This window comes from Streptomyces sp. NBC_00086 (assembly GCF_026343255.1).
Classification (GTDB): Bacteria; Actinomycetota; Actinomycetes; order Streptomycetales; family Streptomycetaceae; genus Streptomyces.
Genome location: NZ_JAPELZ010000001.1, coordinates 1,748,160 through 1,769,089, shown reverse-complemented (window position 1 = coordinate 1,769,089; position 20,930 = coordinate 1,748,160). Strand labels below are relative to the sequence as shown.

At 73.5% G+C, this 20,930-nt stretch carries 19 protein-coding genes; 13 read left to right on the top strand and 6 right to left on the bottom strand.

What is annotated here, in order from left to right:
• Positions 1-3: 3 nt before the first annotated feature.
• The 5 genes from OG276_RS07835 to OG276_RS07815 all read right to left on the bottom strand — a co-directional run bounded on the left by OG276_RS07835 (position 4) and on the right by OG276_RS07815 (position 4,279).
• Positions 4-447, bottom strand: a complete 444-nt coding sequence (locus OG276_RS07835; protein ID WP_266903747.1) for a hypothetical protein — start codon at positions 445-447, stop codon at positions 4-6.
• Positions 444-1,283, bottom strand: a complete 840-nt coding sequence (locus tag OG276_RS07830) for a GNAT family N-acetyltransferase (RefSeq protein WP_266903746.1) — start codon at positions 1,281-1,283, stop codon at positions 444-446. The genes OG276_RS07835 and OG276_RS07830 overlap by 4 nt, the downstream gene beginning before the upstream one ends.
• A gap of 71 nt (positions 1,284-1,354) precedes the next feature.
• A complete protein-coding gene (locus OG276_RS07825; RefSeq protein WP_266903745.1) occupies positions 1,355-1,813 on the bottom strand; it encodes a hypothetical protein in 459 nt (152 codons plus the stop codon).
• Positions 1,814-1,839: 26 nt separating this feature from the next.
• A complete protein-coding gene (locus OG276_RS07820; protein WP_266903744.1) occupies positions 1,840-2,649 on the bottom strand; it encodes a PaaX family transcriptional regulator C-terminal domain-containing protein in 810 nt (269 codons plus the stop codon).
• Positions 2,650-2,653: 4 nt separating this feature from the next.
• On the bottom strand, positions 2,654-4,279 hold the full coding sequence (locus tag OG276_RS07815; protein ID WP_266903743.1) for an AMP-binding protein: 1,626 nt from the start codon (positions 4,277-4,279) through the stop codon (positions 2,654-2,656).
• Positions 4,280-4,441: 162 nt separating this feature from the next.
• On the opposite strand from OG276_RS07815, the gene OG276_RS07810 reads away from it, so the two are divergent.
• The 3 genes from OG276_RS07810 to OG276_RS07800 all read left to right on the top strand — a co-directional run bounded on the left by OG276_RS07810 (position 4,442) and on the right by OG276_RS07800 (position 6,576).
• Positions 4,442-5,644, top strand: coding sequence for an acyl-CoA dehydrogenase family protein (locus OG276_RS07810; protein ID WP_266903742.1), 1,203 nt, complete (start codon positions 4,442-4,444; stop codon positions 5,642-5,644).
• Complete coding sequence (locus OG276_RS07805) at positions 5,641-6,039, top strand: RidA family protein (protein ID WP_266903741.1); 399 nt, start codon at positions 5,641-5,643, stop codon at positions 6,037-6,039. Before OG276_RS07810 ends, OG276_RS07805 begins: the two co-directional genes overlap by 4 nt.
• 120 nt (positions 6,040-6,159) lie before the next feature.
• Positions 6,160-6,576 carry a hypothetical protein gene (locus tag OG276_RS07800; protein ID WP_266903740.1) on the top strand — a complete coding sequence of 139 codons (417 nt, stop codon included), beginning with the start codon at positions 6,160-6,162 and terminating at the stop codon, positions 6,574-6,576.
• A gap of 98 nt (positions 6,577-6,674) precedes the next feature.
• Here the strand turns inward: OG276_RS07800 and OG276_RS07795 are convergent, their stop codons facing one another.
• A complete protein-coding gene (locus OG276_RS07795; RefSeq protein ID WP_266903739.1) occupies positions 6,675-8,066 on the bottom strand; it encodes an aminopeptidase P family protein in 1,392 nt (463 codons plus the stop codon).
• A 181-nt stretch (positions 8,067-8,247) separates the two neighbouring features.
• Between OG276_RS07795 and OG276_RS07790 the strand changes: the two genes are divergently transcribed.
• From OG276_RS07790 to OG276_RS07745, 10 genes are all read left to right on the top strand, one after another.
• Positions 8,248-10,689: a collagenase gene (locus OG276_RS07790; protein ID WP_266903738.1), complete on the top strand. Its 2,442-nt coding sequence runs from the start codon at positions 8,248-8,250 to the stop codon at positions 10,687-10,689.
• 48 nt (positions 10,690-10,737) lie between these two features.
• On the top strand, positions 10,738-11,889 hold the full coding sequence (locus OG276_RS07785; RefSeq protein WP_266903737.1) for an FAD-binding oxidoreductase: 1,152 nt from the start codon (positions 10,738-10,740) through the stop codon (positions 11,887-11,889).
• A gap of 561 nt (positions 11,890-12,450) precedes the next feature.
• Positions 12,451-12,774, top strand: coding sequence for a (2Fe-2S)-binding protein (locus OG276_RS07780; protein WP_266912595.1), 324 nt, complete (start codon positions 12,451-12,453; stop codon positions 12,772-12,774).
• Positions 12,755-14,173 carry an NAD(P)/FAD-dependent oxidoreductase gene (locus OG276_RS07775; RefSeq protein WP_266903736.1) on the top strand — a complete coding sequence of 473 codons (1,419 nt, stop codon included), beginning with the start codon at positions 12,755-12,757 and terminating at the stop codon, positions 14,171-14,173. Before OG276_RS07780 ends, OG276_RS07775 begins: the two co-directional genes overlap by 20 nt.
• Before the next feature lie 87 nt (positions 14,174-14,260).
• Positions 14,261-15,190, top strand: a complete 930-nt coding sequence (locus tag OG276_RS07770; protein ID WP_266903735.1) for a dihydrodipicolinate synthase family protein — start codon at positions 14,261-14,263, stop codon at positions 15,188-15,190.
• 20 nt (positions 15,191-15,210) lie between these two features.
• Positions 15,211-16,215, top strand: coding sequence for a proline racemase family protein (locus OG276_RS07765; protein WP_266903734.1), 1,005 nt, complete (start codon positions 15,211-15,213; stop codon positions 16,213-16,215).
• Positions 16,212-17,243: a proline racemase family protein gene (locus OG276_RS07760; RefSeq protein WP_266903733.1), complete on the top strand. Its 1,032-nt coding sequence runs from the start codon at positions 16,212-16,214 to the stop codon at positions 17,241-17,243. The genes OG276_RS07765 and OG276_RS07760 overlap by 4 nt, the downstream gene beginning before the upstream one ends.
• Positions 17,240-18,199, top strand: a complete 960-nt coding sequence (locus OG276_RS07755) for an ornithine cyclodeaminase family protein (RefSeq protein ID WP_323182318.1) — start codon at positions 17,240-17,242, stop codon at positions 18,197-18,199. The genes OG276_RS07760 and OG276_RS07755 overlap by 4 nt, the downstream gene beginning before the upstream one ends.
• Positions 18,200-18,273: 74 nt before the next feature.
• Positions 18,274-18,984: a GntR family transcriptional regulator gene (locus tag OG276_RS07750; protein WP_266903732.1), complete on the top strand. Its 711-nt coding sequence runs from the start codon at positions 18,274-18,276 to the stop codon at positions 18,982-18,984.
• A 198-nt stretch (positions 18,985-19,182) separates the two neighbouring features.
• On the top strand, positions 19,183-20,928 hold the full coding sequence (locus OG276_RS07745) for an ABC transporter substrate-binding protein (protein ID WP_266903731.1): 1,746 nt from the start codon (positions 19,183-19,185) through the stop codon (positions 20,926-20,928).
• Positions 20,929-20,930: the final 2 nt, after the last annotated feature.

Genomic DNA, 20,930 nt, shown 5'->3' with positions numbered 1-20,930 from the left:
GGGCTAACGGTGCGGCCGCAGGGCCAGGCACTCGTGGCAGTGACAGGGCTCCGGATGTGGCCAGTCGGGCCAGGCGCCGGAGCGGAGCTCCCAGGCGTAGCGCTCCAGGAGCACCGCGAGGTCCCGGGCGTACTCCTCCTTCAGGTAGCCCATTTCGAACCGCAGGAGGGCAGGAGAGCGCACGAGCACGGGGCGGAAGCCGTGCAGGTGCCGGGTGGCCACGTAGGACTGCCGGTACCCGCGACCGTGTCGCGGCCGCCCGGCGACCTCGCAGTCCCGGAGGCCGCCCCGCGTGGTGCCGACGTACACCCTGGAGCCGCCCTTGAACATCTTCGTGCCCGGGCGCTGCCCCTGGCCGCCCTCGCCGTAGCGGCGCCACAGGACCACGTTCGCGGCGATCATCCAGAAGGGTTCGACAGGTTCCTCGTCGTCCGCAGGGGTGCTCACGTCAGTGCCACCTCCACCCGGTCCTCCACCGGGGTGTAGCCCAGCCGCTGGTAGACGCCGTTGCTGGTGGGGTTCGCCAGGTCGGTGAAGAGCAGCACCTCCGCGGCCCCGGCCGCGTGCGCCGCCTCGGTCGCGGCGTAGGTCACCCCGGCCGCGTACCCGCGGCCGCGCAGCTCCGGCGGGGTGTAGACCGGCCCGATCCGGGTCACCGCGTCGATCGGGCGGAAGAACCCGGCCAGCGAGACCGGGACCCCGGCGTCCTCCCAGAGCAGCATGCCCCCGTACGAGAGCCGGTCGCGCAGGGCCGCTTCGGAAGCGGCGCCGCCCTCGCCGGACTCCTGCCTGAAGGCGGTCACCCACTCCAGCAGCAGCGGGAGGTCGGCCTCCCCGGCGGGACGGGCCCGCCCGGCCGGGACGGGGTCGGGGGCGATGAGCCCGGCGAGCCGGTAGAGGCGGTTCTCCTCCACGACCTCGGTCGGCTTCCCCCAGGAGACGGCCAGCTCCCGCGCGTCCTCGCGGCGGGCGTTGAGCGCGTCGACCCCGGCGAGCAGCGGCTCGCGGGCGAGCGCGGTTCCCAGTTCCAGGACCGCCTCGCCGGGCAGGGCGCCGATCAGCAGCGGGTGCGGCGGGCACTGCACCACGGCCCCCGCGACCAGCCCGTCGGGTCCGGTCCACGCCCCGAAGAACGGCGGCTCGGATCCGAAGGCGTCCAGGCCCTGCCGCTCCAGCGCGTCGATGACCGTGACCAGCTGGGTGTTGGGCACGGGCTGCGCCGCCACGGAGGGGCGCACGGCGGCCAGCCAGGACGCCAGGTCAGGGGTGAAGGTCCACGTCATGGCACATGATCACCCGTGTCCGGCGCGCGGTACAGCCTTTTCCCGCCCGCCGGGGGCGGCCCGTGGCCGGGTCAGCTCGGCAGCCATCCCGGCCACCACGGCGGCACGTTGTCCGGCCCGCACCGGCCCAGGTCCCCCGGATACCCGTCCAGGGTGCCCCTGACGGCGAAGAACCAGAGCACCAGCGCGCCCAGCGCGAGCACCACCGGCAGCATCCGCAGCAGCGGGTGCCTGCGCGGGGTGAGCATCGCGACCATCACCCCGCAGAACGCGAAGCCCACCACCAGGACCGGGAGCAGCAAGGCCAGCTCGGTCCTGCCGCCCGCGTCCCGGCCCGCGTCGCAAGAGGCGCGCGAGTGGGCGGCGAGGGAGATCGCCAGGCCTCCGGCGGCCGCGCCCAGCACCCCGGAAGCGACCAGCGACAGGACGTGGGGCCACGTGCGGGGGCCGTCCGGGACGGGGCCGGGGGCCGGGTCCGCGGGCAGGGGCTCGGCCGGGGCTCGGCGCGGCGGGTGCTCGGTTCCTGTCACGAGACCAGGTGACGCCCCGGTCCCCGCTACGGTTCCACGAAGCCCGCCCCGAGGTCCCGCAGCCGGTCGTGGAGCTCCGCGAAGACCGCCGCCGAGCGGTCGCCCGGCCAGTCCGCGGGGAGCAGCTCGCGCGGCAGGCCCGGGTCGGCGTACGGGAGCCGGCGCCAGGTGTCCAGTGCGAGGAGGTAGCCGCGGTAGGCGGCCTCCGGGGTGGGGACGGCCCCGCCCGTCTGCAGGGCGCGCAGCGACGGCTCGTGGAGGTCGAGGAACTCCTCGTGCTGCTTGGCCAGCGCCGCCAGGTCCCACCAGCGGGCCACCGACTCCGCCGTCGGGGCGAAGCCCAGGTGGGCGCCCCGGAAGAGCTCCACGTACGCCGTCAGGTGCAGCCGCTCCAGGGTGCGGCGGGTCTCCCCGTCCAGGTGCGCCGGGGCGATCCAGACGCCCGGCGCCACCGCGCCGAAGCCGAGCCCCGCGAGCCGGGAGCGCAGCAGGTGCCGCTTGGCCCGCTCCTGCTCCGGTACGGAGAAGACGGCCAGCAGCCACTCCTGGGACTCCGCCGGGCGGGCGGCCCCGTAGATCCGCCGGTCGCCGTCCTCCAGGAGCCGGCGGGCCTCCCCGGAGAGCTCGTACCCCGCCGCGCGGTCCCCGGTGCGCGCGGGCAGCAGGAAGCCGCGCCGCTTCAGCCGGGACACCGACGAGCGGACGGACGGAGCGTCCACGCCGGCCGCGCCCAGCAGGCGGACCAGCGCGGACACCGGGACCGGGCCCGGGAAGGCCCGCCCGTAGGCGCCGTAGAACGTGACGATCAGGGATCGCGGGGTGTGCTGCTCGACCACGGCTTCACTCTAATTCCTGATCGCGGAGCCGGAAGCGCTGCAGCTTGCCCGTCGCGGTCCGGGGCAGGGCGGGCAGGAAGACGAAGGTGCGCGGGCACTTGTGCGGGGCGAGCTCGGCGCGCATGAAGGTGCGCAGGGCGTCCTCGGTGAGGACCGCGCCCTCCCGGGGGACCGCGTACGCGACCACGATCTGCCCGCGCCGCTCGTCCGGGCGGCCGACCACGGCCGCCTCCAGCACGTCGGGGTGGCGCAGCAGCGCTTCTTCGACCTCGGGTCCCGCGATGTTGTACCCCGCCGAGATGATCATGTCGTCGGCCCTGGCCACGTAGCGGAAGTAGCCCTCCGCGTCCCGGACGTAGGTGTCGCCCGTGAGGTTCCAGCCGTCCCGTACGTACTCGCCCTGCCGCGGGTCCGCCAGGTAGCGGCAGCCCACCGGACCCCGTACGGCCAGCAGTCCCGGCACCTCGTCCGCGACCGGCAGGCCCGCCGCGTCCACCACCCGGGCCTCCCAGCCCGGCACCACGCGGCCCGTCGTACCGGGCCGGATGTCCTCGTCGGCCGCCGAGATGAAGATGTGCAGCAGCTCGGTGGCGCCGATCCCGTTGATGATCCGCAGGCCCGTGCGCTCGTACCAGGCCTGCCACGTGGCGGCCGGCAGGTTCTCGCCCGCCGAGACGCAGCGGCGCAGCGCGGAGAGGTCGTAGGCGCCCGTGTCGTACGGGCCCAGCGTGTCCAGCATCGACCGGTACGCGGTGGGCGCGGTGAACAGCACCGACACCCGGTGCTCGGCCAGCGCGGGCAGCAGCCGGCGCGGGGAGCCGTCGGCCAGCAGCAGCGCCGAGGCGCCGGCCCGCAGCGGGAAGACCACCAGACCGCCGAGGCCGAAGGTGAAGCCGAGCGGCGGACTGCCCGCGAAGACGTCCTCGGGGCGGGGTCTCAGCACCTCGCGGGAGAAGGTGTCGGCCACCGCGAGCAGATCGCGGTGGAAGTGCATGCAGCCCTTGGGGCGTCCGGTCGTGCCCGAGGTGAAGGCGATCAGCGCCACGTCGTCGGCGGAGGTCTCCACCGCCGGGAAGGGCTCCGGATGCCGCTCGGCCAGGCGCAGCAGGTCGTCCGGGTCCGCGCCGCCGTACGCGGTGATCCGCAGACCCGGCACCCCCGCCTTCACCAGGTCGTCCACGACCTCCGCGTGGCACAGGGCGTGGCTCACCCGGGCCATCGAGCAGACCGTGGCCAGCTCCTGCGCACGCTGCTGGGCCAGGACGGTGACGGCCACCGCGCCCGCCTTCATCACCGCCAGCCAGCACGCGGCGAGCCAGGGGCCGGTCGGGCCGCGCAGGAGCACCCGGTTGCCGGGGACCACGCCGAGGTCGCGGGTGAGGACGTGCGCGAGCCGGTCCACGCGGGCGTGCAGCTCCCCGTACGTCCACACCGAGCCGTCCGCGCCGCGGAAGGCGGGCCGGTCGGGGCCCAGCCGGGCGATGGTGGCGTCGAGCAGCTCCACGCCGCAGTTGAGCCGGTCGGGGTAGGCCAGGGCGGGGAGTTCGAAGAGGAGCCGCGGCCAGGCGTGCGCGGGCGGCAGGTGGTCGCGCGCGAAGGTGTCTCGGTGAGCGGAAGGCTTGAGCTCCAAGGCGGGTTCGCCCCCTTGCGACGGCCCGCGCCCCGGGTGGGGGCCGGACCCTGCGTATGGACTGTGGACCGAAGTGGAAGAGCCGGGCCGTGCGAACGCAGCACGAGCGTATCGTCATGGTGACGGGAGTCAACAGGACGCGATAGAGGCTGGGGCATACGGATGACCCGATTCACGGGATTCGCGCTCGGGACGGACCAGGAGGAGTGGTGCGCGCGACTGCGCGCACTGGCGGCGGAGCGGCTGCGGCCGCTGGCGGAGAAGGGGGAACCGGGCCGGGTCAACCGGCCGCTGCTCGCCGCACTCGGCGAAGAGGGGCTGCTGGGGCGGGTGTTCACCTCGGGCGCGCTGGACCTGTGCCTGCTGCGCGAGTCCCTCGCCTACGGCTGTACGGAGGCGGAGACGGCCCTCGCCCTCCAGGGCCTGGGCGCCTATCCGGTCCTGCGTTCGGGCAGCGACGCACAGCGCGAGCGCTGGCTGCCCGGGGTGCGGGCCGGGCGCACGGTGGCGGCCTTCGCGCTGAGCGAGCCGGGGGCCGGGTCGGACGCGGGGGCGCTGGCGCTCGAAGCGGTGCCCGGAGCGGTGCCCGAGGGCGCGGGCGGTGGCCGGGGCTGGCGGCTCAGCGGGGAGAAGTGCTGGATCTCCAACGCGCCCGAGGCCGATTTCTACACCGTCTTCGCCCGCACCGGCGAGGGCCCGGGGGCCAAGGGGGTCAGCGCCTTCCTGGTCCCGGCGGACCGGCCGGGGCTCTCGGGGGAGCCCCTCGACATGCTCTCCCCGCACCCGATCGGCGCGCTCGCCTTCGACGGGGTCCCGGTGGGCCCGGCCGACCTGCTGGGGGAGCCGGGCCGGGGGTTCAAGGTGGCCATGGACACCCTGAACCTCTTCCGCCCCAGCGTGGGCGCCTTCGCCGTCGGGATGGCCAGGGCCGCCCTGGACGCGACGGTGGCGCACACGGCGGCCCGTACCGCCTTCGGCGGGGTACTGGGCGACCTGCAGGCCGTGGCGCACCGGGTGGCCGAGATGGCCACCCGGACCGAGGCGGCCCGGCTCCTCGTGTACGCGGCGGCGGAGGCCTACGACGCGGACGCGCGCTCCCCGCAGGTGCCGAGGCGGGCGGCCATGGCGAAGCTGCTGGCCACCGAGACCGCCCAGTACGTCGTCGACCACGCGGTACAGCTGCACGGGGCGGCCGCCCTGCGCCGGGGCCACCTGCTGGAACACCTGTACCGGGAGGTGCGGGCGCCGAGGATCTACGAGGGGGCGAGCGAGGTGCAGCGCACGATCATCGCCAAGGAGCTCTACCGGGAGGCGCGGGAGATGCAGGAGACGCAGGAGATGCCGAAGGCGGGGGAAGGAGCATGAGCCTGGAGCGGATCAACCCGGAGGAGCTGTCCCCGGCGACGGGCTTCTCGCACGCCGTCGTCGCGAGCGGGAGCCGGCTGGTGTACCTGGCCGGGCAGACGGCCCTCGACGGGGCGGGGAAGGTGGTGGGGGAGACGCTGCCGGACCAGTTCGAGCGGGCGCTGGCGAACCTGCTGGCGGCGCTGGAGGGGGCGGGCGGCTCGCCGGCCGAGCTGGCGCGGGTGACCGTCTACGCCGTGGACGTGGCGGACTACCGGGCCCGCGCTCACGAACTCGGCCGGATCTGGCGCCGGTTGGCGGGCCGGGAGTATCCGGCGATGGCGGTCATCGGCGTGGTCCGGCTGTGGGACGAGGAGGCGCTGGTCGAGCTGGACGGGCTCGCGGTGCTCCCGTAGGCCTTTTCGCTGGTGGGAGCGGGTGCTTTTGACAGTGGCCAGGGGAGGGGGGAGGGTGGAATTGGCTCATAACGGAGTAATCCGGACCAATCAACCCTTCATTCTCGGAGGTGTATGACTATGCGCCGTGGGTTCGTTGCGGCCGCCGTGGCAGGGGCCGCCGGGATCACGCTCGGCCTGATGCCCGTCAGCAGTGCCTTTGCCACGAGTCTTCCGCAGACGTATCGGTGTTCCGACTGGCGTGGCAGCGACTGGCGCGCGGACGACTGGTGGCGCTACTGCTGCGACACCTCGCGCGGGGACCGCCCCAGCTGGTGCTGGGACGACAACGACTGGGACAACAACAGCTGGCACAGCAACTGGGACAACGACAGCTGGAACAACGACAACTGGAACCACCACGACAACTGGAACGACAACGACAGTTGGAACCACGACAACGGCAACTGGAACCACGACAACGGCAACAACTGGCGTGACGGCGACGGCGGCCGGAACGACGGCGGCTACCGCAACGGGAACAACTGGAACGACTGACTGACCGCCCGGACCCGGGCCTGCCGGGACCGGGCGCAGCGGGGCGCGAGGCCCGGGCGCGGTGGACCGCGCCGGGGCCCGCCCCGCTCCACGGCCCGCTACCGGCCGCCGTCCTCCAGCAGGTTCCCCATCCATTCCTCGATGCCCGCCACCGTGCGCGGCAGGGCGCCCGACATCAGCCGGGCGCCTTCGGCCGTGATCACCAGGTCGTCCTCGATGCGGACGCCTATGCCGCGCAGCTCCGGCGGGAGGGTCTCGTCGTCGGGCTGGAGGTAGAGCCCGGGCTCCACCGTGAGGACCTGGCCCTCTTCCAGGACCCCGTCCAGGTACGTGTCCGCGCGCGCCTGCGCGCAGTCGTGCACGTCGAGCCCGAGCATGTGCCCGCTGCTGCACAGGGTGTAGCGCCGGTGCAGATCGCCCTCGGCGTGCTTGAGCACCCCCCACTCGGCGAGCCCCTCCGCGATCACGCGCATGCCGGCCCGGTGGAAGTCGCGGAAGCTCGCGCCCGGCCGCAGCGCCGCCATGCCCGCGTCCTGCGCGGCCAGGACCAGCTCGTACACCTGGCGCTGGACGGGGGAGAACCGGCCCGACAGCGGGAGGGTGCGGGTGACGTCCGCCGTGTAGAGGCCGTCGGTCTCCACGCCCGCGTCCATCAGGAGCAGGTCGCTCGCGTTCAGCCGGCCGTCGTTGCGGATCCAGTGGAGCACGCAGGCGTGCGCGCCCGACGCGGCGATCGTCTCGTAGCCGGTGCCGTTGCCCTCGGCCCGGGCGCGGCGGTTGAAGACCCCCTCGATCCACCGCTCGCCGCGCGGGTGGGCCAGGGCGCGCGGGAGGTCCCGTACGACGTCCTCGAACCCGGCGGTGGTGTGGTCGACGGCGAGCTGCAGCTCGGCCACCTCCCAGGCGTCCTTGACCAGGCGCAGTTCGGAGAGGGCGGTGGCCAGTTCCGGGTCGGCGGCGGCGTTGCGCCCCGTCGGTGAGCCGAGCGCGTCCAGGTGGGCGCAGCGGATGCCGCAGAGGCGCTCCGCCTCCGCGAGGTCGGGGCGGCGGCCGACCCAGAACTCCCCGTAGCGGCGGTCGCGGTAGAACTCCTCGTTGCCGCCGGTGCGCGGTGAGCGCGGGCGCAGGTACAGGACGGCCTCGTGCCCGTGCGGGCCGGCCGGCTCCAGGACCAGGACGTGGCCGACCTGGTCCTCGCCGGTGAGCCCGGTCAGCCAGGCGTACGCGCTGTGCGGGCGGAACCGGTAGTCGCAGTCGTGGCTGCGGACCTTCAGCTCACCCGCGGGGATGATCAGCCGTTCGCCGGGGAAGCGGGCGGAGAGGCGCGCGCGGCGGGCCGGGGTGACGGCGTACGCGGGGACGCGTGCGGCGTCCGGTAGCGGGGAGGCCGCCCAGTCCGACGCCATGAAGCGGGACAACTCGGCTGATACCGGCAGGTCGTGACTGCCGATGTTGAGCCCGGTGGTGGGGCGGGAGGGGGTGTCGGGCACAGGGGCTCCCTCAAGAAGATGCGAACTGGTGGGCGCACAGGTCTTGTCAGTGCAATTTCACATTACTATGTTACAGCTCACACCGCGCTGTGTTGGTCGCCGTTAATCCCCGCCAAACACCGCGCGAAGCAGGGCAGTTCCGCACTTTCCCCTCACCGCCCCTCCCAGCCAGGAGTCCTTGGTGTCCCAGCACAGAGTCGTGCGCACGTCCCTCCTCTCCGCCGCCGTCGCGGTCACCCTCCTCGCCACTGCCGGCCAGGCCGTGACCCTGGCCGCCGAGACCGGCGCCCGCGCCGACGCCGCGGGTGTCACCGCGCCGGGTGCCTTCGCCGGTGGCGCCGCGGGAGCCGCGGGCGCCGAGGCGGGGGCGAACCCGTTCGACGAGGTCGAGCACCTCGCCGACGCGCGGCCGGCGGCCCCCGCGCCCGCACCGGCCCCCGGCGGCGAAGTCCCGGGCGGCGGCCGGGCCGTCGCCGACGGCAAGGTACCCGGCGCGGTCGCCGAGGCGGGCGCCGCCCCCGCGTCGGCCGCCGCCCCTTCGCCCGCCGCGAAGAGCGGCAGGCTCGCCGCCCCCGCCGCCCGGGGCACCGCCGCGGGCGTCCCCTGCACCCTCGACGGGATCACCGGGCTCACCCCGGAGCAGTTCGCCGACTTCCTCGCGGACCCGGCCGTCACCGCGGCCAAGGGCGGCTGTCTCTCGGGCCTCATCTGGACCTGGGACGCCCGCCTGGCCCCGGTCATGTCGGACGCCCACGTACAGGCCGTCTCCCGCCGGATATCCGGCCTGGCCGCCTCCCACGACGGCCTGAACTCCTCCCATCTGGAGGAGATGTTCACCTACCTGCACGCCGTGGCCTACCACGACCACTCCCGCACCGAGATCGACGTCACCGACGCCCCGACCGTCGACGCCATGCGCCGGGCCATCGCCGCCTTCGCGGGCGCCGCCCGCACCTTCGACGCCACCGCATCCAACGCCCGCACCCTGCGCGAGGCCCTCTACGCCGGCAGCGCCCCCGGCCTGCGCCACCACCAGCTCGGCCTGATCGGGAACGTCCTGGCCACCATGGACCCGTCGCACACGGCGACGCATCTGGACACCGCCTGGGCGGGCGCGGCGCTCGCCGCCCTCTCCGTCAACTACCTCGGCGTGTACAACAACGACACCGCGTTCCACGCGGCGGCCGCCGCCGACGCCCCGTACCGCGCCGGCTTCAAGAACTTCGCGACGTACGCCCACCTCAAGGGCACCGCGAACGCCTGGGTGGCGCGCGACGCCATCGCCGAGTTCGGCCGCTTCGGCCAGATCGCGGGGCTGAAGGACGCCGTCACCGCCGACCTCGGCGCGCTCCTGGCCCCGGCCAGGGCCGCCTTCGGCGACGGCAGCGAGCCGTGGGCGAAGGCCGTCTCCTGGCTCAACTTCTACCAGGCCTGCAAGCCGTACGGGGTGTGCAAGGAGGACATCGAGCGGGAGCTCTTCCCGAACACCTACACGTACGACAACGGCGCCATCAAGGTCCGCACCGCCCTCGACCGGGCCACCGTCGACCAGCTCTACTACGCGAGCAAGCAGGTCAAGACCCAGTACCACCGGGTCGTGGGCACCGACCAGCCGATCGCCGGGGACGCCAACACCACCCTGAACATCGTGCTCTACGCCTCGCGCGCCGACTACGTGAACTACCACCCGGTCCTCACCGGCTACGGCACCAACAACGGCGGCATCTACATCGAGAACGGCGCCACCTTCTACACCTACCAGCGCCGCGTCCCGCAGGACTCCCAGCTCACCCTGGAAGAGCTCTTCCGCCACGAGTACACGCATTACCTCAACGGCCGCTTCGCCGTCCCCGGCACCTTCGGCCAGGGCGCCTGGTACCAGGGCGACCGTACGACCGCCATGGACGAGGGCACCGCCGAGTTCTTCGACGGCGCGACCCGCGACAACGGCATCGCCGTACGCAAGTCGCTGATCAAGAGCATCATCAACGACACGGCGGGCGGCGGCCCGCGCATGTCGGTGGACCAGCTCCTGCACGCCACCTACGCCAACGACGGCTTCCGCTTCTACGGGTACTCGGGCGCCTTCTTCGAGTTCCTGTGGACCGAGCAGCCCTCGAAGCTGCGGGAGATGTACGGGTACCTGCGGGCCGACGACCCGGCGGGCTTCGACGCCTGGCGGAGCCGGATGGGCCGGGACGCGGCCGTCCAGAGCGGCTACGACCGGTTCCTGGACGCCCAGATAGCCAAGGTCGACCAGCTGTTCGTGCCGAACACTTCGTTCACCCCGAACGCGCAGCTGCGCGACGCGGCGCTCGCGGACGTGAAGTCCGCCTTCGCGACGGCCACGTACAGCACCCCGGACTGCGTGGAGAACGGCGAGCCGGGCAAGCGCCGGTTCACCTGTACCGGCAGGATCACCGCGAACCTGAAGGACTGGCGCAGCGAGGACCAGAACTTCAAGGACATGTCCGAGACGGTCGACTACTTCATCCTGGACCGGGCGGGCGCGGCCTCTAACAATCTGGCCGACATGAACTGCTCCTTCGGCGTACTGGACGTCTGGACCAACCGGGTCGCGGGTACGTCGAGTTACAGCTGCGAAGGGCCGCTGCGCGGCTGACCTCGGCCACCTCTGTCCACCCCTAGAGATATGTGACATATTACTGCCGTGCCCAGACACTCCCCGGACCTCGTGATCATCGGCGCCGGCGTCGTCGGAGCCGCGTGCGCGTACTACGCGGCGCGTGCCGGACTCCGCGTGGCCGTCGTCGACCGCGGCCCGGTCGCCGGCGGCACCACCGGCGCCGGCGAAGGCAACCTGCTCGTCTCCGACAAGGAGGCCGGCCCCGAGCTGGACCTCGCGCTGCTGTCGGCGCGGCTCTGGCGCGAGCTCGCGCTCGAACTCCCGGAGGAGATCGAGTACGAGGCCAAGGGCGGCCTGGTCGTCGCGGCCGACGAGGCCACCGTGAAGGCCCTGCGGGGCTTCGCGGACGGCCAGCGCGCGGCCGGGGTCGACGCGGTCGAGGTGGGACCGGGGGAGCTGCGCGAACTGGAGCCCCACCTCGCCCCGGGCCTGGCGGGTGGCTTCCTCTACCCGCAGGACGCCCAGGTCCAGCCGGCCCAGGCGGCGGCGCGGCTGCTGGCGGCGGCGCGGGGTGTGGAGGTGCACCTGGGGGAGGAGGTCACGGAGCTGCTCCGTGGTCCTTCGGGCGAGCTGCGTGGCGTCCGTACGGCTCGCCGCGACCTCTTGGCCCCGGCGGTGCTGAACGCGGCCGGCACCTGGGGCGGGGCGGTGGCGGCGCTGGCCGGAGTCGAGCTTCCGGTGCTGCCCCGGCGGGGGTTCGTCCTGGTGACGGAGCCGCTGCCCAGGGTGGTGCGGCACAAGGTCTACGCGGCGGACTACATCGCGGACGTCGCGAGCGGGTCGGCGTCGCTGCAGTCCTCCGCCGTGGTCGAGGGGACCCCGGCGGGGCCGGTCCTGATCGGCGCCACGCGGGAGCGGGTCGGGTTCGACCGCTCGCTGTCCACGGAGGCGCTGCGGAGGCTCGCGGCGCAGGCGGCCGCGCTCTTTCCGGTCCTGGCGGACGTGAAGGTCCTGCGGACCTATCACGGCTTCCGGCCGTACCTGCCGGATCATCTTCCGGCGATCGGTGCGGATCCGCGGGTGCCGGGGCTGTTCCATGCGTGTGGGCACGAGGGGGCGGGTATTGGGCTTGCGCCGGGGACGGGGGTGCTGATCGCGGCGGCGCTGACTTCTGCGATGCCTGCTCTGGATCCCGGTCCTTTTGCGCCGGCCCGCTTTGCGGAGTCCCCGCGATGACTGTGGGTGCGGCGCCGTTGCCGGGGACCGGTCCCCGGGCCCCTGCGCCTCAAACGCCGGCGGGGCTGGGGTGTGGTCGGGGTCTGCTTGGCTGCGTCGGGTGGGTCGGTGCCGGGGTCGGGGTGGGGTGTCGGCCTGGACTGCATGATTTAGGCGCCCCCTCCTCAACTCCGACAGGGTGTGGGGTGTACCAGCGCCACAAATCACGCTTTACGTCCAGGCCGACACCCCACCCCGCCCCCGTCCCCGCCCCGGGCCGCCATCAGCCCCGAACGGGGGGAGCCCAGGCCCTTCGGCCCCGCCGGTGGTTGGGGCGCGGAGTCCCTGGGACCCTTTCAGTCGCCCGGGGGTTGGGTCTTTTCAGCCGTCCGGCGTTTGAGGACCGGGTCGGGGCGGAGCCCGGGGGCATTCCCAGCCTCGCCGGCGTTTGAGGCGCGGGTCCGGGCAGCGCCCGGGGAACGGTGGAAGGGCGGGTAGGGGACTTGGCCCCGCAGGGCAGTCGTGGTGCGGGACACGCTCCGCGTCAGAGGAACTAGGAGGACGGAAGCGATGAGCGAAGCGATGAGGGGGCGGCGAAGGTCGCCCCGCGACCTGGTGGGCGGAACCGCCGCGGAAAGCTGGAGCCTGCGCTTCGACGACCGCGAGCTCCCGGCCCAGTCCGGGCAGAGCATCGCCGCCGTCCTCTGGTCCGCCGGCATCCTCGCCTGGCGCACCACCCGCGAAACCGCCGCCCCCCGCGGAGCGTTCTGCGGGATCGGCAGCTGCTACGACTGCCTCGTCACCGTCAACGGCCGCCCGAACCAGCGCGCGTGCCTCGTCCCCGCCCGCCCGGGCGACCACGTCACCACCCAGGAAGGGACCGGCCATGACGACCTCGCCGTCTGACCTCGCCGTCGTCGGTGCCGGCCCCGCCGGCCTCGCCGCCGCGGTCGCGGCCGCCGGGCTGGGCCTGAGCGTCATCCTGCTCGACGCGGGGGAGCGCCCCGGCGGGCAGTACTACCGACACCCCGCGCCCGGACTCGGCGCCACCCGCCCCGAGGCCCTGCACCACGGATGGTCCGCCTTCGCCTCACGCGAAGCCGCCCTGCGCGCCCACGTGTCGGCCGGGCGGATCACGTACCTGCCCCATCACCACGTCTGGACGGTGACCCCGGATTCCGGTGAGAGCCCCGGCTGGACCCTGCACGCCGTCGCCGGCCCCGACGAGGATCCCGCCACGGTCCGGGCCCGTGCCGTTCTGCTCGCCACCGGGGCCTACGAGCGCCAGCTCCCCTTCCCCGGCTGGACCCTGCCCGGGGTCGTCGGGGCCGGCGGGGCGCAGGCCATGCTCAAGGGTGGGCTCGTGCTCCCGGGCAGCCGGGTCGTCGTCGCCGGGAGCGGGCCGCTGCTGCTCGCCGTGGCCGGCTCGCTCGCCGCAGCCGGGGCCCGGGTGCCCGCCGTCGTGGAGGCCGCTGCGTACACCGGCTACGCCGCCCACGCCCCCGCCCTGCTCCGCAACCCCGGCAAGCTGGTGGAAGGGGCCACGTACGGCGGGGCGCTGGTTCGCCACGGGGTGCGTCTGCTCACCCGGCACGCCGTCACCGAGGCCCACGGCACCGACCGGGTCGAGGCCGTCACCGTGGCCCGGCTCGACCGCGACTGGCGCCCGGTCCCGGGCACCGCCCGCCGCATCCCGTGCGACGCCGTGGCCGTCGGCCACGGGCTGGTGCCCCAGCTGGAGCTGGCCACCGGTCTCGGCTGCGCCACCCGTCCGAGCCCGGACGCCACCGTCGCCCTGGAAGTGGATGCCGGGCAGCGGACCTCCGTCCCCGGGGTCTGGTCCGCCGGGGAGACCGGCGGCATCGGCGGAGCTCAGCTGGCCCTGGTCGAAGGGGAGATCGCCGCTCATTCGGTCGCGGGCCGGCCGGTTCCGGCGCGCCTCGCCCGTACCCGTACGAGGCTGCGCGCCTTCGCCGCCGCGATGGCCGGCGCGCACCGCCCGGGTCCCGGCTGGACCGGCTGGCTGCGCGAGGACACCGACGTGTGCCGCTGCGAGGAGGTGCCGGCGGGCCGGATCCGGGAAGCCGTCGAAGATCTGGGGGCGCGGGACGCCCGTACGGTCAAACTCCTTACCCGGGCCGGCATGGGCTGGTGTCAGGGCCGGATGTGCGGCCCGGCCGTCGCCGCCCTGGCCGGTACCGATCCCGCTCCCGACCGCAGGCCGCTGTCCTGCCCGGTTCCGCTGCGCCACCTCGCCGCGCTCCCGGCCGAACCCCCGGCCGCGCTTTCCCCCGAACTTCCCTGACGGGACCGCCGACAGGGCGGCCGCACCTCTTGTGGCCACGTCACACCCACTAGTAAAATGTCACACATCACCCTAGGGAGCACTCTCATGACCCACGCGCACACCCCCGCGCCCGCCGCCGCGGACACCCGCACCCGCCCCTGGCACGGCATCATGGTCGCCACCACCCTGCCCCTGCGGGAAGACCTGAGCGTCGACCACGACGCCTACGCCGAGCACGTGGCCTGGCTGATCGCCAACGGCTGCGACGGCGTCGTTCCGAACGGCTCCCTCGGCGAGTACCAGACCCTCACCGACGAGGAGCGCGCCGCCGTCGTCCGTACCGCCGTCGAGGCCGCCGGCGACGGTGCCCGCGTGATGCCCGGAGTCGCGGCCTACGGCAGCGCCGAATCCCGCCGCTGGGCCGAGCAGGCCGCCGAGGCCGGCGCCGGATCCGTGCTCCTGCTGCCGCCCAACGCCTTCCGGGCCGACGCGGACGCCGTGCGTGCCCACTACGCCGAGGTCGCCCGCGCCGGCCTGCCCGTGGTCGCGTACAACAACCCCATCGACACCAAGGTGGACCTCGTCCCGGACCTGCTGGCCCGGCTGCACGCCGACGGCTCCATCGTCGCCGTCAAGGAGTTCAGCGGGGACGTGCGGCGCGCCTACGAGATCGCCGAACTGGCCCCGGGCCTGGACCTGTTGATCGGCGCCGACGACGTGCTGCTCGAACTGGCCCTGGCCGGCGCCGTCGGCTGGATCGCCGGCTACCCCAACGCGCTCCCGCAGGCCTGCGCCACCCTCTACCGCGCCGCCGTCGCGGGAGACCTCGACACCGCCCTGCCGCTCTACAAGTCCCTGCACTCCCTGCTGCGCTGGGACTCCAAGACCGAGTTCGTCCAGGCCATCAAGCTCTCCATGGACCTGGCCGGCCGCCCCGGAGGTCCGACCCGCCCGCCGCGCTTCCCGCTCACCGGCGAGATCGAGGCCGGTGTCCGCGCCGCCACCGAGAAGGCCCTCGCCGAGGGTCTCAACTAAGCCATTCCAAGGGGGACCTGATGCGCACCCGAAACATCTACCACGCGGTGGACTCGCACACCGAGGGCATGCCCACCCGGGTGATCACCGGGGGAGTCGGGGTGATCCCCGGCGCCACCATGGCCGACAAGCGGCTCCACTTCATCGAGCACCTGGACCACCTGCGGACCCTGCTCATGTACGAGCCGCGCGGCCACTCCGCGATGAGCGGCGCCATCCTGCAGCCCCCGACCCGCCCCGACGCCGACTTCGGCGTCCTGTACATCGAGGTGTCGGGCCTGCTCCCCATGTGCGGGCACGGCACCATCGGGGTCGCCACCGTCCTGGTCGAGACGGGCATGGTGCCCGTCGTCGAGCCGGTCACCACCGTCCGGCTCGACACCCCGGCCGGGCTGGTCAGCGTGGACGTCCGCGTCGAGGACGGGGCGGCCACCGCCGCCACCTTCACCAACGTGCCGGCCTTCTGCGTGGGCCTCGACCTCAAGGCCGAGGTTCCCGGGTACGGCACGGTCACCTACGACCTCGCCTACGGCGGCAACTTCTACGCCTTCGTCGAACTCGACTCCCTCGGGCTCCCCTTCGACCGCGAGCGCGGGGACGACCTGCTCGCCGCCGGCCTGGCCCTCATGGAGGCGATCAACGCCTCCCCGGACCGGCCCGTGCACCCCGAGAACCCCTCCTTCGGCGGGGTCAAGCACGTCTACCTCGCCGCCCCCGGCTCCGACGCCCACCGCTCCCGGCACGCGATGGCCATCCACCCGGGCTGGTTCGACCGCTCGCCGTGCGGTACGGGAACCAGCGCGCGCATGGCGCAGCTGCACGCCCGCGGACTCCTGTCCCTGGAAACGGACTTCGTCAACGAGTCCTTCATCGGCACCGAGTTCACCGGCCGCCTCATCGGCGAGACCACGGTGGCCGGCCGCCCGGCCCTCGTGCCCACCGTCACCGGACGGGCCTGGATCACCGGCACCGCCCAGTACTTCCTCGACCCGTCCGACCCGTTCCCCGGAGGGTTCCTCCTGTGACCGTCGTACGAACCGTGGACTACCACACCGCCGGCGAGCCCTTCCGCATCGTCGATCTCACCACGGGCGGCGCTCCGCCCGTGCCCGGGGACACCGTCGCCGAGCGCTGCGCCACCGCCATCGGACCGGGGGGATCGGGCACGGCCCCCCGGCGCGGCGCGCTGGACGACGTACGGCGGCTCCTCGTGCAGGAGCCGCGCGGGCACGCGGGGATGTACGGGGGCTTCGTGGTCCCGCCCGACGACGACGGGGCCCACTTCGGGGTGCTGTTCTGGCACAAGGACGGCTACTCCACCGCCTGCGGCCACGGCACCATGGCGCTGGGCGCCTGGGCCGTGGACACCGGCCGGGTCGCCGCCCCCGACGACGGGGACGTCCAGGTACGGATCGACGTGCCCTCGGGGCGGGTCGCCGCGACCGTGCACCGCGCCGGCGGCCGCACCACCGGGGTCACCTTCCGCAACGTCCCGGCCCGCACCAGCGCCCGCAAGGTGCCCGTCGCCACCACGCTGGGCATGGCCGAGGTGGACATCGCGCACGCCGGGGCCTGCTACGCCTCCCTGCCCGCCCGGGACCTAGGCCTCGACGTGAGCCCGGCCTCCCTGCCCGAGCTCGTGCGCGCCGGGAAGGAGATCCGGGCCGCCCTCGCCACCCACCCCGGGACCTGGCACCCGGACGGGCCGCTGCTCTCCGGGGTGTACGGGGTGACCCTGTTCGAGGAGCTCCCCGACACCCCCTTCGGTCCGCACCAGCGCAACGTCACCGTCTTCGCCGACGGCCAGATCGACCGCTCGCCCTGCGGCTCCGGCACCTCGGCGCGGCTCGCGCTGCTGGCCGAGGACGGGCGGCTGGGTGAGGGGGAGGACCTGCTGCACGAGTCGGTCGTGGGCACGGTGTTCACGGGCCGCGTCGCCGCCCGGGTGGCCGCCGGTGTGGTCACGGAGGTCACCGGTACGGCGTACCGCACCGGCGAACACCTCTTCAGCGTCGACCCGCAGGACGCCCTCGGCGCCGGGTTCCTCCTGTGATCCCCCAGCTGTCGGGCGCGGAGATGGCCGGGCTCCTCACCCCGGCCGCCGCCGCCGACGCGCTGGCCGGCGTACTGCGCTCCGGGCTGGACCCGGAGACCTGCCCGCCGCGCAGCGCCCTGCCCGTGCCCGGCGGCGGGGAGCTGCTGCTGATGCCGGCCGCCACCGGGGCCTACGCCGGAGTGAAGATCGCCGGAGTGGCCCCGGGGAACCCGGCGCTCGGGCTGCCCCGGATCACCGGGTCCTACCTCCTCCTGGACGGGCCCACCCTGCGCCCCCTCGCCCTGCTCGACGGGGCGGTGCTGACCACCCTGCGCACCCCGGCGGTCTCGGCGCTCGCGCTGCGCCACCTGGCCCCGGCCGGGCGGCCGCTGCGGCTGCTGATCTTCGGATCGGGACCGCAGGCGTACGGGCACCTCGAAGCGGTGCACGCGATGCGGCAGCTGGCGGAGGTGGTGGTCGTGGCCCGTGCGGGGTCGGCGGGCAGCGCCGCCGCCGCGGAGAAGCTGGCGGCGCACGCGCGCGGGCTGGGCGTCCCCGCCCGGCCGGGGGTGGCGGCTGAAGTGGCCGACGCGGACCTGGTGATCTGCTGCACCACCTCCCGCGAGCCCCTCTTCGACGGGCGGCTCATCGCGCCGGGCGCCACCGTGGTCGCGGTCGGCTCGCACGAGCCGGACGCCCGCGAGGTGGACACGGCGCTGGTCCGGCGGGCGGCGGTGTACGTGGAGTCGCGTGCGGCGGCTCTGCGCGAGGCGGGGGACCTGCTGGTGCCGGAGGCCGAAGGGGCGATCGGCGCCGGTCATATCAGCGGCACCCTGGCCGACCTGGTCGCGGGCCGGATGCCGGGTGCGGGGGCGGCGAGTTGTCCACAGCTCTTCAAGAGTGTGGGCATGGCCTGGGAAGATCTCGCTGTGGCGGTGGCCCTGTTCGAGGCCGCCGGGAGCGGTGTCCACTGAGGAACGAGCGCAACGTGACATTGTACGCTGTTCCTCCGCACGCCGATGGTGTGAGCGGTCTCGGAGGAAATGCAATGGGTGACCTGAAGCAGCACAGTCTCATCAAGGCTCAGGAACGGCTCCGCGACCAGGTAGGCCACGCCCTGCGGGCAGCCCTGATAGCGGGTGAACTGCGCCCCGGGAGCGTCTACTCCGCTCCCGGCCTCGCGGCCGAGCTCGGCGTCTCGGCCACCCCGGTGCGCGAGGCCATGCTGGACCTGGCCCGCGAGGGCCTGGTGGAACCGGTCCGCAACAAGGGCTTCCGCATCACGGAGGTCAGCGAGCGCGATCTGGACCAGTACACCGAGCTGCGCACGATGATCGAGGTCCCGACCATCGGCAAGATCACGAAGATCGCCGCGCCCGAGGCACTGGAGGCCTTGCGCCCCATCGCGCAGGAGATCGTCACCAGCGCGCGCGAGCACAACCTCATCGGCTACCTGGAGGCCGACCGCCGCTTCCACCTCACCCTCCTCGGCCTCTCGGGCAACGACCGCCTGGTGGAAACCGTCGGCGACCTGCGCAAGCGCTCCCGGCTGTACGGCCTGACGGGCCTGGACGAGGCCGGCAAGCTGGTCTCCTCCGCCGAGGAGCACATCGAGCTCCTGGACCTGATGCTCACCGGCGACGCGGAGGCGGCCGAAGCCTGCATGACCCGCCACCTGGGCCACGTCCGCTCCCTCTGGGCCCAGGGCCGCGACGAACCGGTGGGCCGCCCGAAGGGCCGCCTGGGCGCGGGCCTCTAGCCCCCGCCCCTCCCTCGACGCCGGGCCGCGCAGCAGCGCGCCCGGCGTTCGGCATGCCCAACGCCCTGGCGTCCGTACCCATTTGGACACGGCTGGATAACGGTGGGTCCAACCGGGGTCCAACCCCTTGTCAGTACAATTTCACATTACTATGTTACCGGTCACATCATAGAGCGCGGCCCTTCACTGGAGTGACCCATGACCAAGCGCACCCAACTCGCCCTCGCCACCGCCCTGGTGGCCGCACTCGCACTCGGCGCCTCGGGCTGCTCCGACCCCAAGAAGGGCTCCGCCGCAGGTGCCGGGGCCTCCAACCCCGCCTCCGCCAACGACGGCAAGATCCTCGGCGGGACCCCCGTCAAGGGCGGGACCATCACCGTCCTGTCCAACCAGGACTTCGCCCACCTCGACCCCGCCCGCAACTGGGTCATGCCGACGATGGACTTCGGCACCCGCCTCCTCTACCGCACCCTGGTCACCTTCAAGGCCGAACCGGGCAAGGCCGGCAGCGAGCTCGTCCCCGACCTCGCCACCGACCTCGGTACCCCCTCCAACGGCGGCAAGACCTGGACCTTCACCCTGAAGGAGGGCGTGAAGTACGAGGACGGCTCGCCCATCAAGGCGCAGGACATCAAGTACAACGTCGAGCGCTCCATGGCCCCCGACCTCACGGGCGGCCCCGACTACGCGGCCCAGTACCTCGCCGGCGCCGAGGGCTACAAGGGCCCGCTCCAGGGCAAGCACCTCGACTCGGTGAAGACCCCCGACGACCGCACGATCGTCTTCGAACTGAAGCGGCCCGTCGCCGAGTTCTCCGCGACCGCGACCCTGCCCACCTTCGCCCCGGTCCCCGAGTCCCAGGAGAAGGGCACGCAGTACGACGCCCGCCCGTTCTCCTCCGGCCCGTACAAGATCGAGTCGTACGACCGGGACAAGAAGCTCGTCCTGGTCCGCAACGAGCACTGGGACGCCAAGACCGACACCGTCCGCAAGGCCTACCCCGACAAGTTCGTGGTCGTCATGGGCCTCAAGGGCGGCCAGATCGACGACCGGATCATCGCCGGGGAGGGCGCCGACGCCTCCTCCGTCCAGTGGTCCGACATGCGGCCCGAGAGCGCACCCAAGGTGCTGCCCAAGCCGGAGATCAAGTCGCGGCTGCTGGCCGAGTCCCAGGGCTGTACGGAGATGCTCCACCTCAACAACTCCCGCGCCCCCTTCAACGACCCCAAGGTCCGCGAGGCCATGCAGTACGCCGTGGACAAGGAGGCCGTGATCACCGCGGGCGGCGGCCCGGCCCTCAACGAGATCGCCACCGCCTACCTGCCCCCGGCCATGTCCGGCGGCAAGCAGGCCGACACCCTGGGGATCGCCCCCTCCGGGGACCCCGCCAAGGCCAAGGAACTTCTCAAGGCGGCCGGCAAGGAGACCCTGAAGGTCTCGCTCGCCGTCTCCACCGGAGACAAGGGCAAGGCGGAGGCCCTTCAGCAGGGCCTGGCCCGTGCCGGCGTCGAGGTCGTCATCGACACGGTCGACCCGGGCGCCTACTACGACGTCATCGGCGACCTCTCCACCACCCCCGACATGTCGCTCGCCGGCTGGTGCCCCGACTACCCCTCCGGCTCCACCTGGATCCCCTTCGTCTTCGACGGACGCACCATCAAGGAGAAGGGCAACCAGGGCAACAACGCCCAGTTCCGCGACGACGCCACGATGAAGCGGATCGACGAGATCAACGCCATGGCCGACGCCAAGCAGGCCAACCAGGCCTGGATCGACCTCGACGCCGAGATCATGAAGAAGTCCCCGGCCGTCCCCCTCCTGCTGGAGCGCAAGCCGCTGCTCGTCGGCACCAACATCGCGGGAGCCTTCGGACACCCCGTCTGGGTCGGCCAGATCGACTACGCCACCGTCGGTCTGAAGGACCCGTCGAAGAGCCAGGGCTGAGG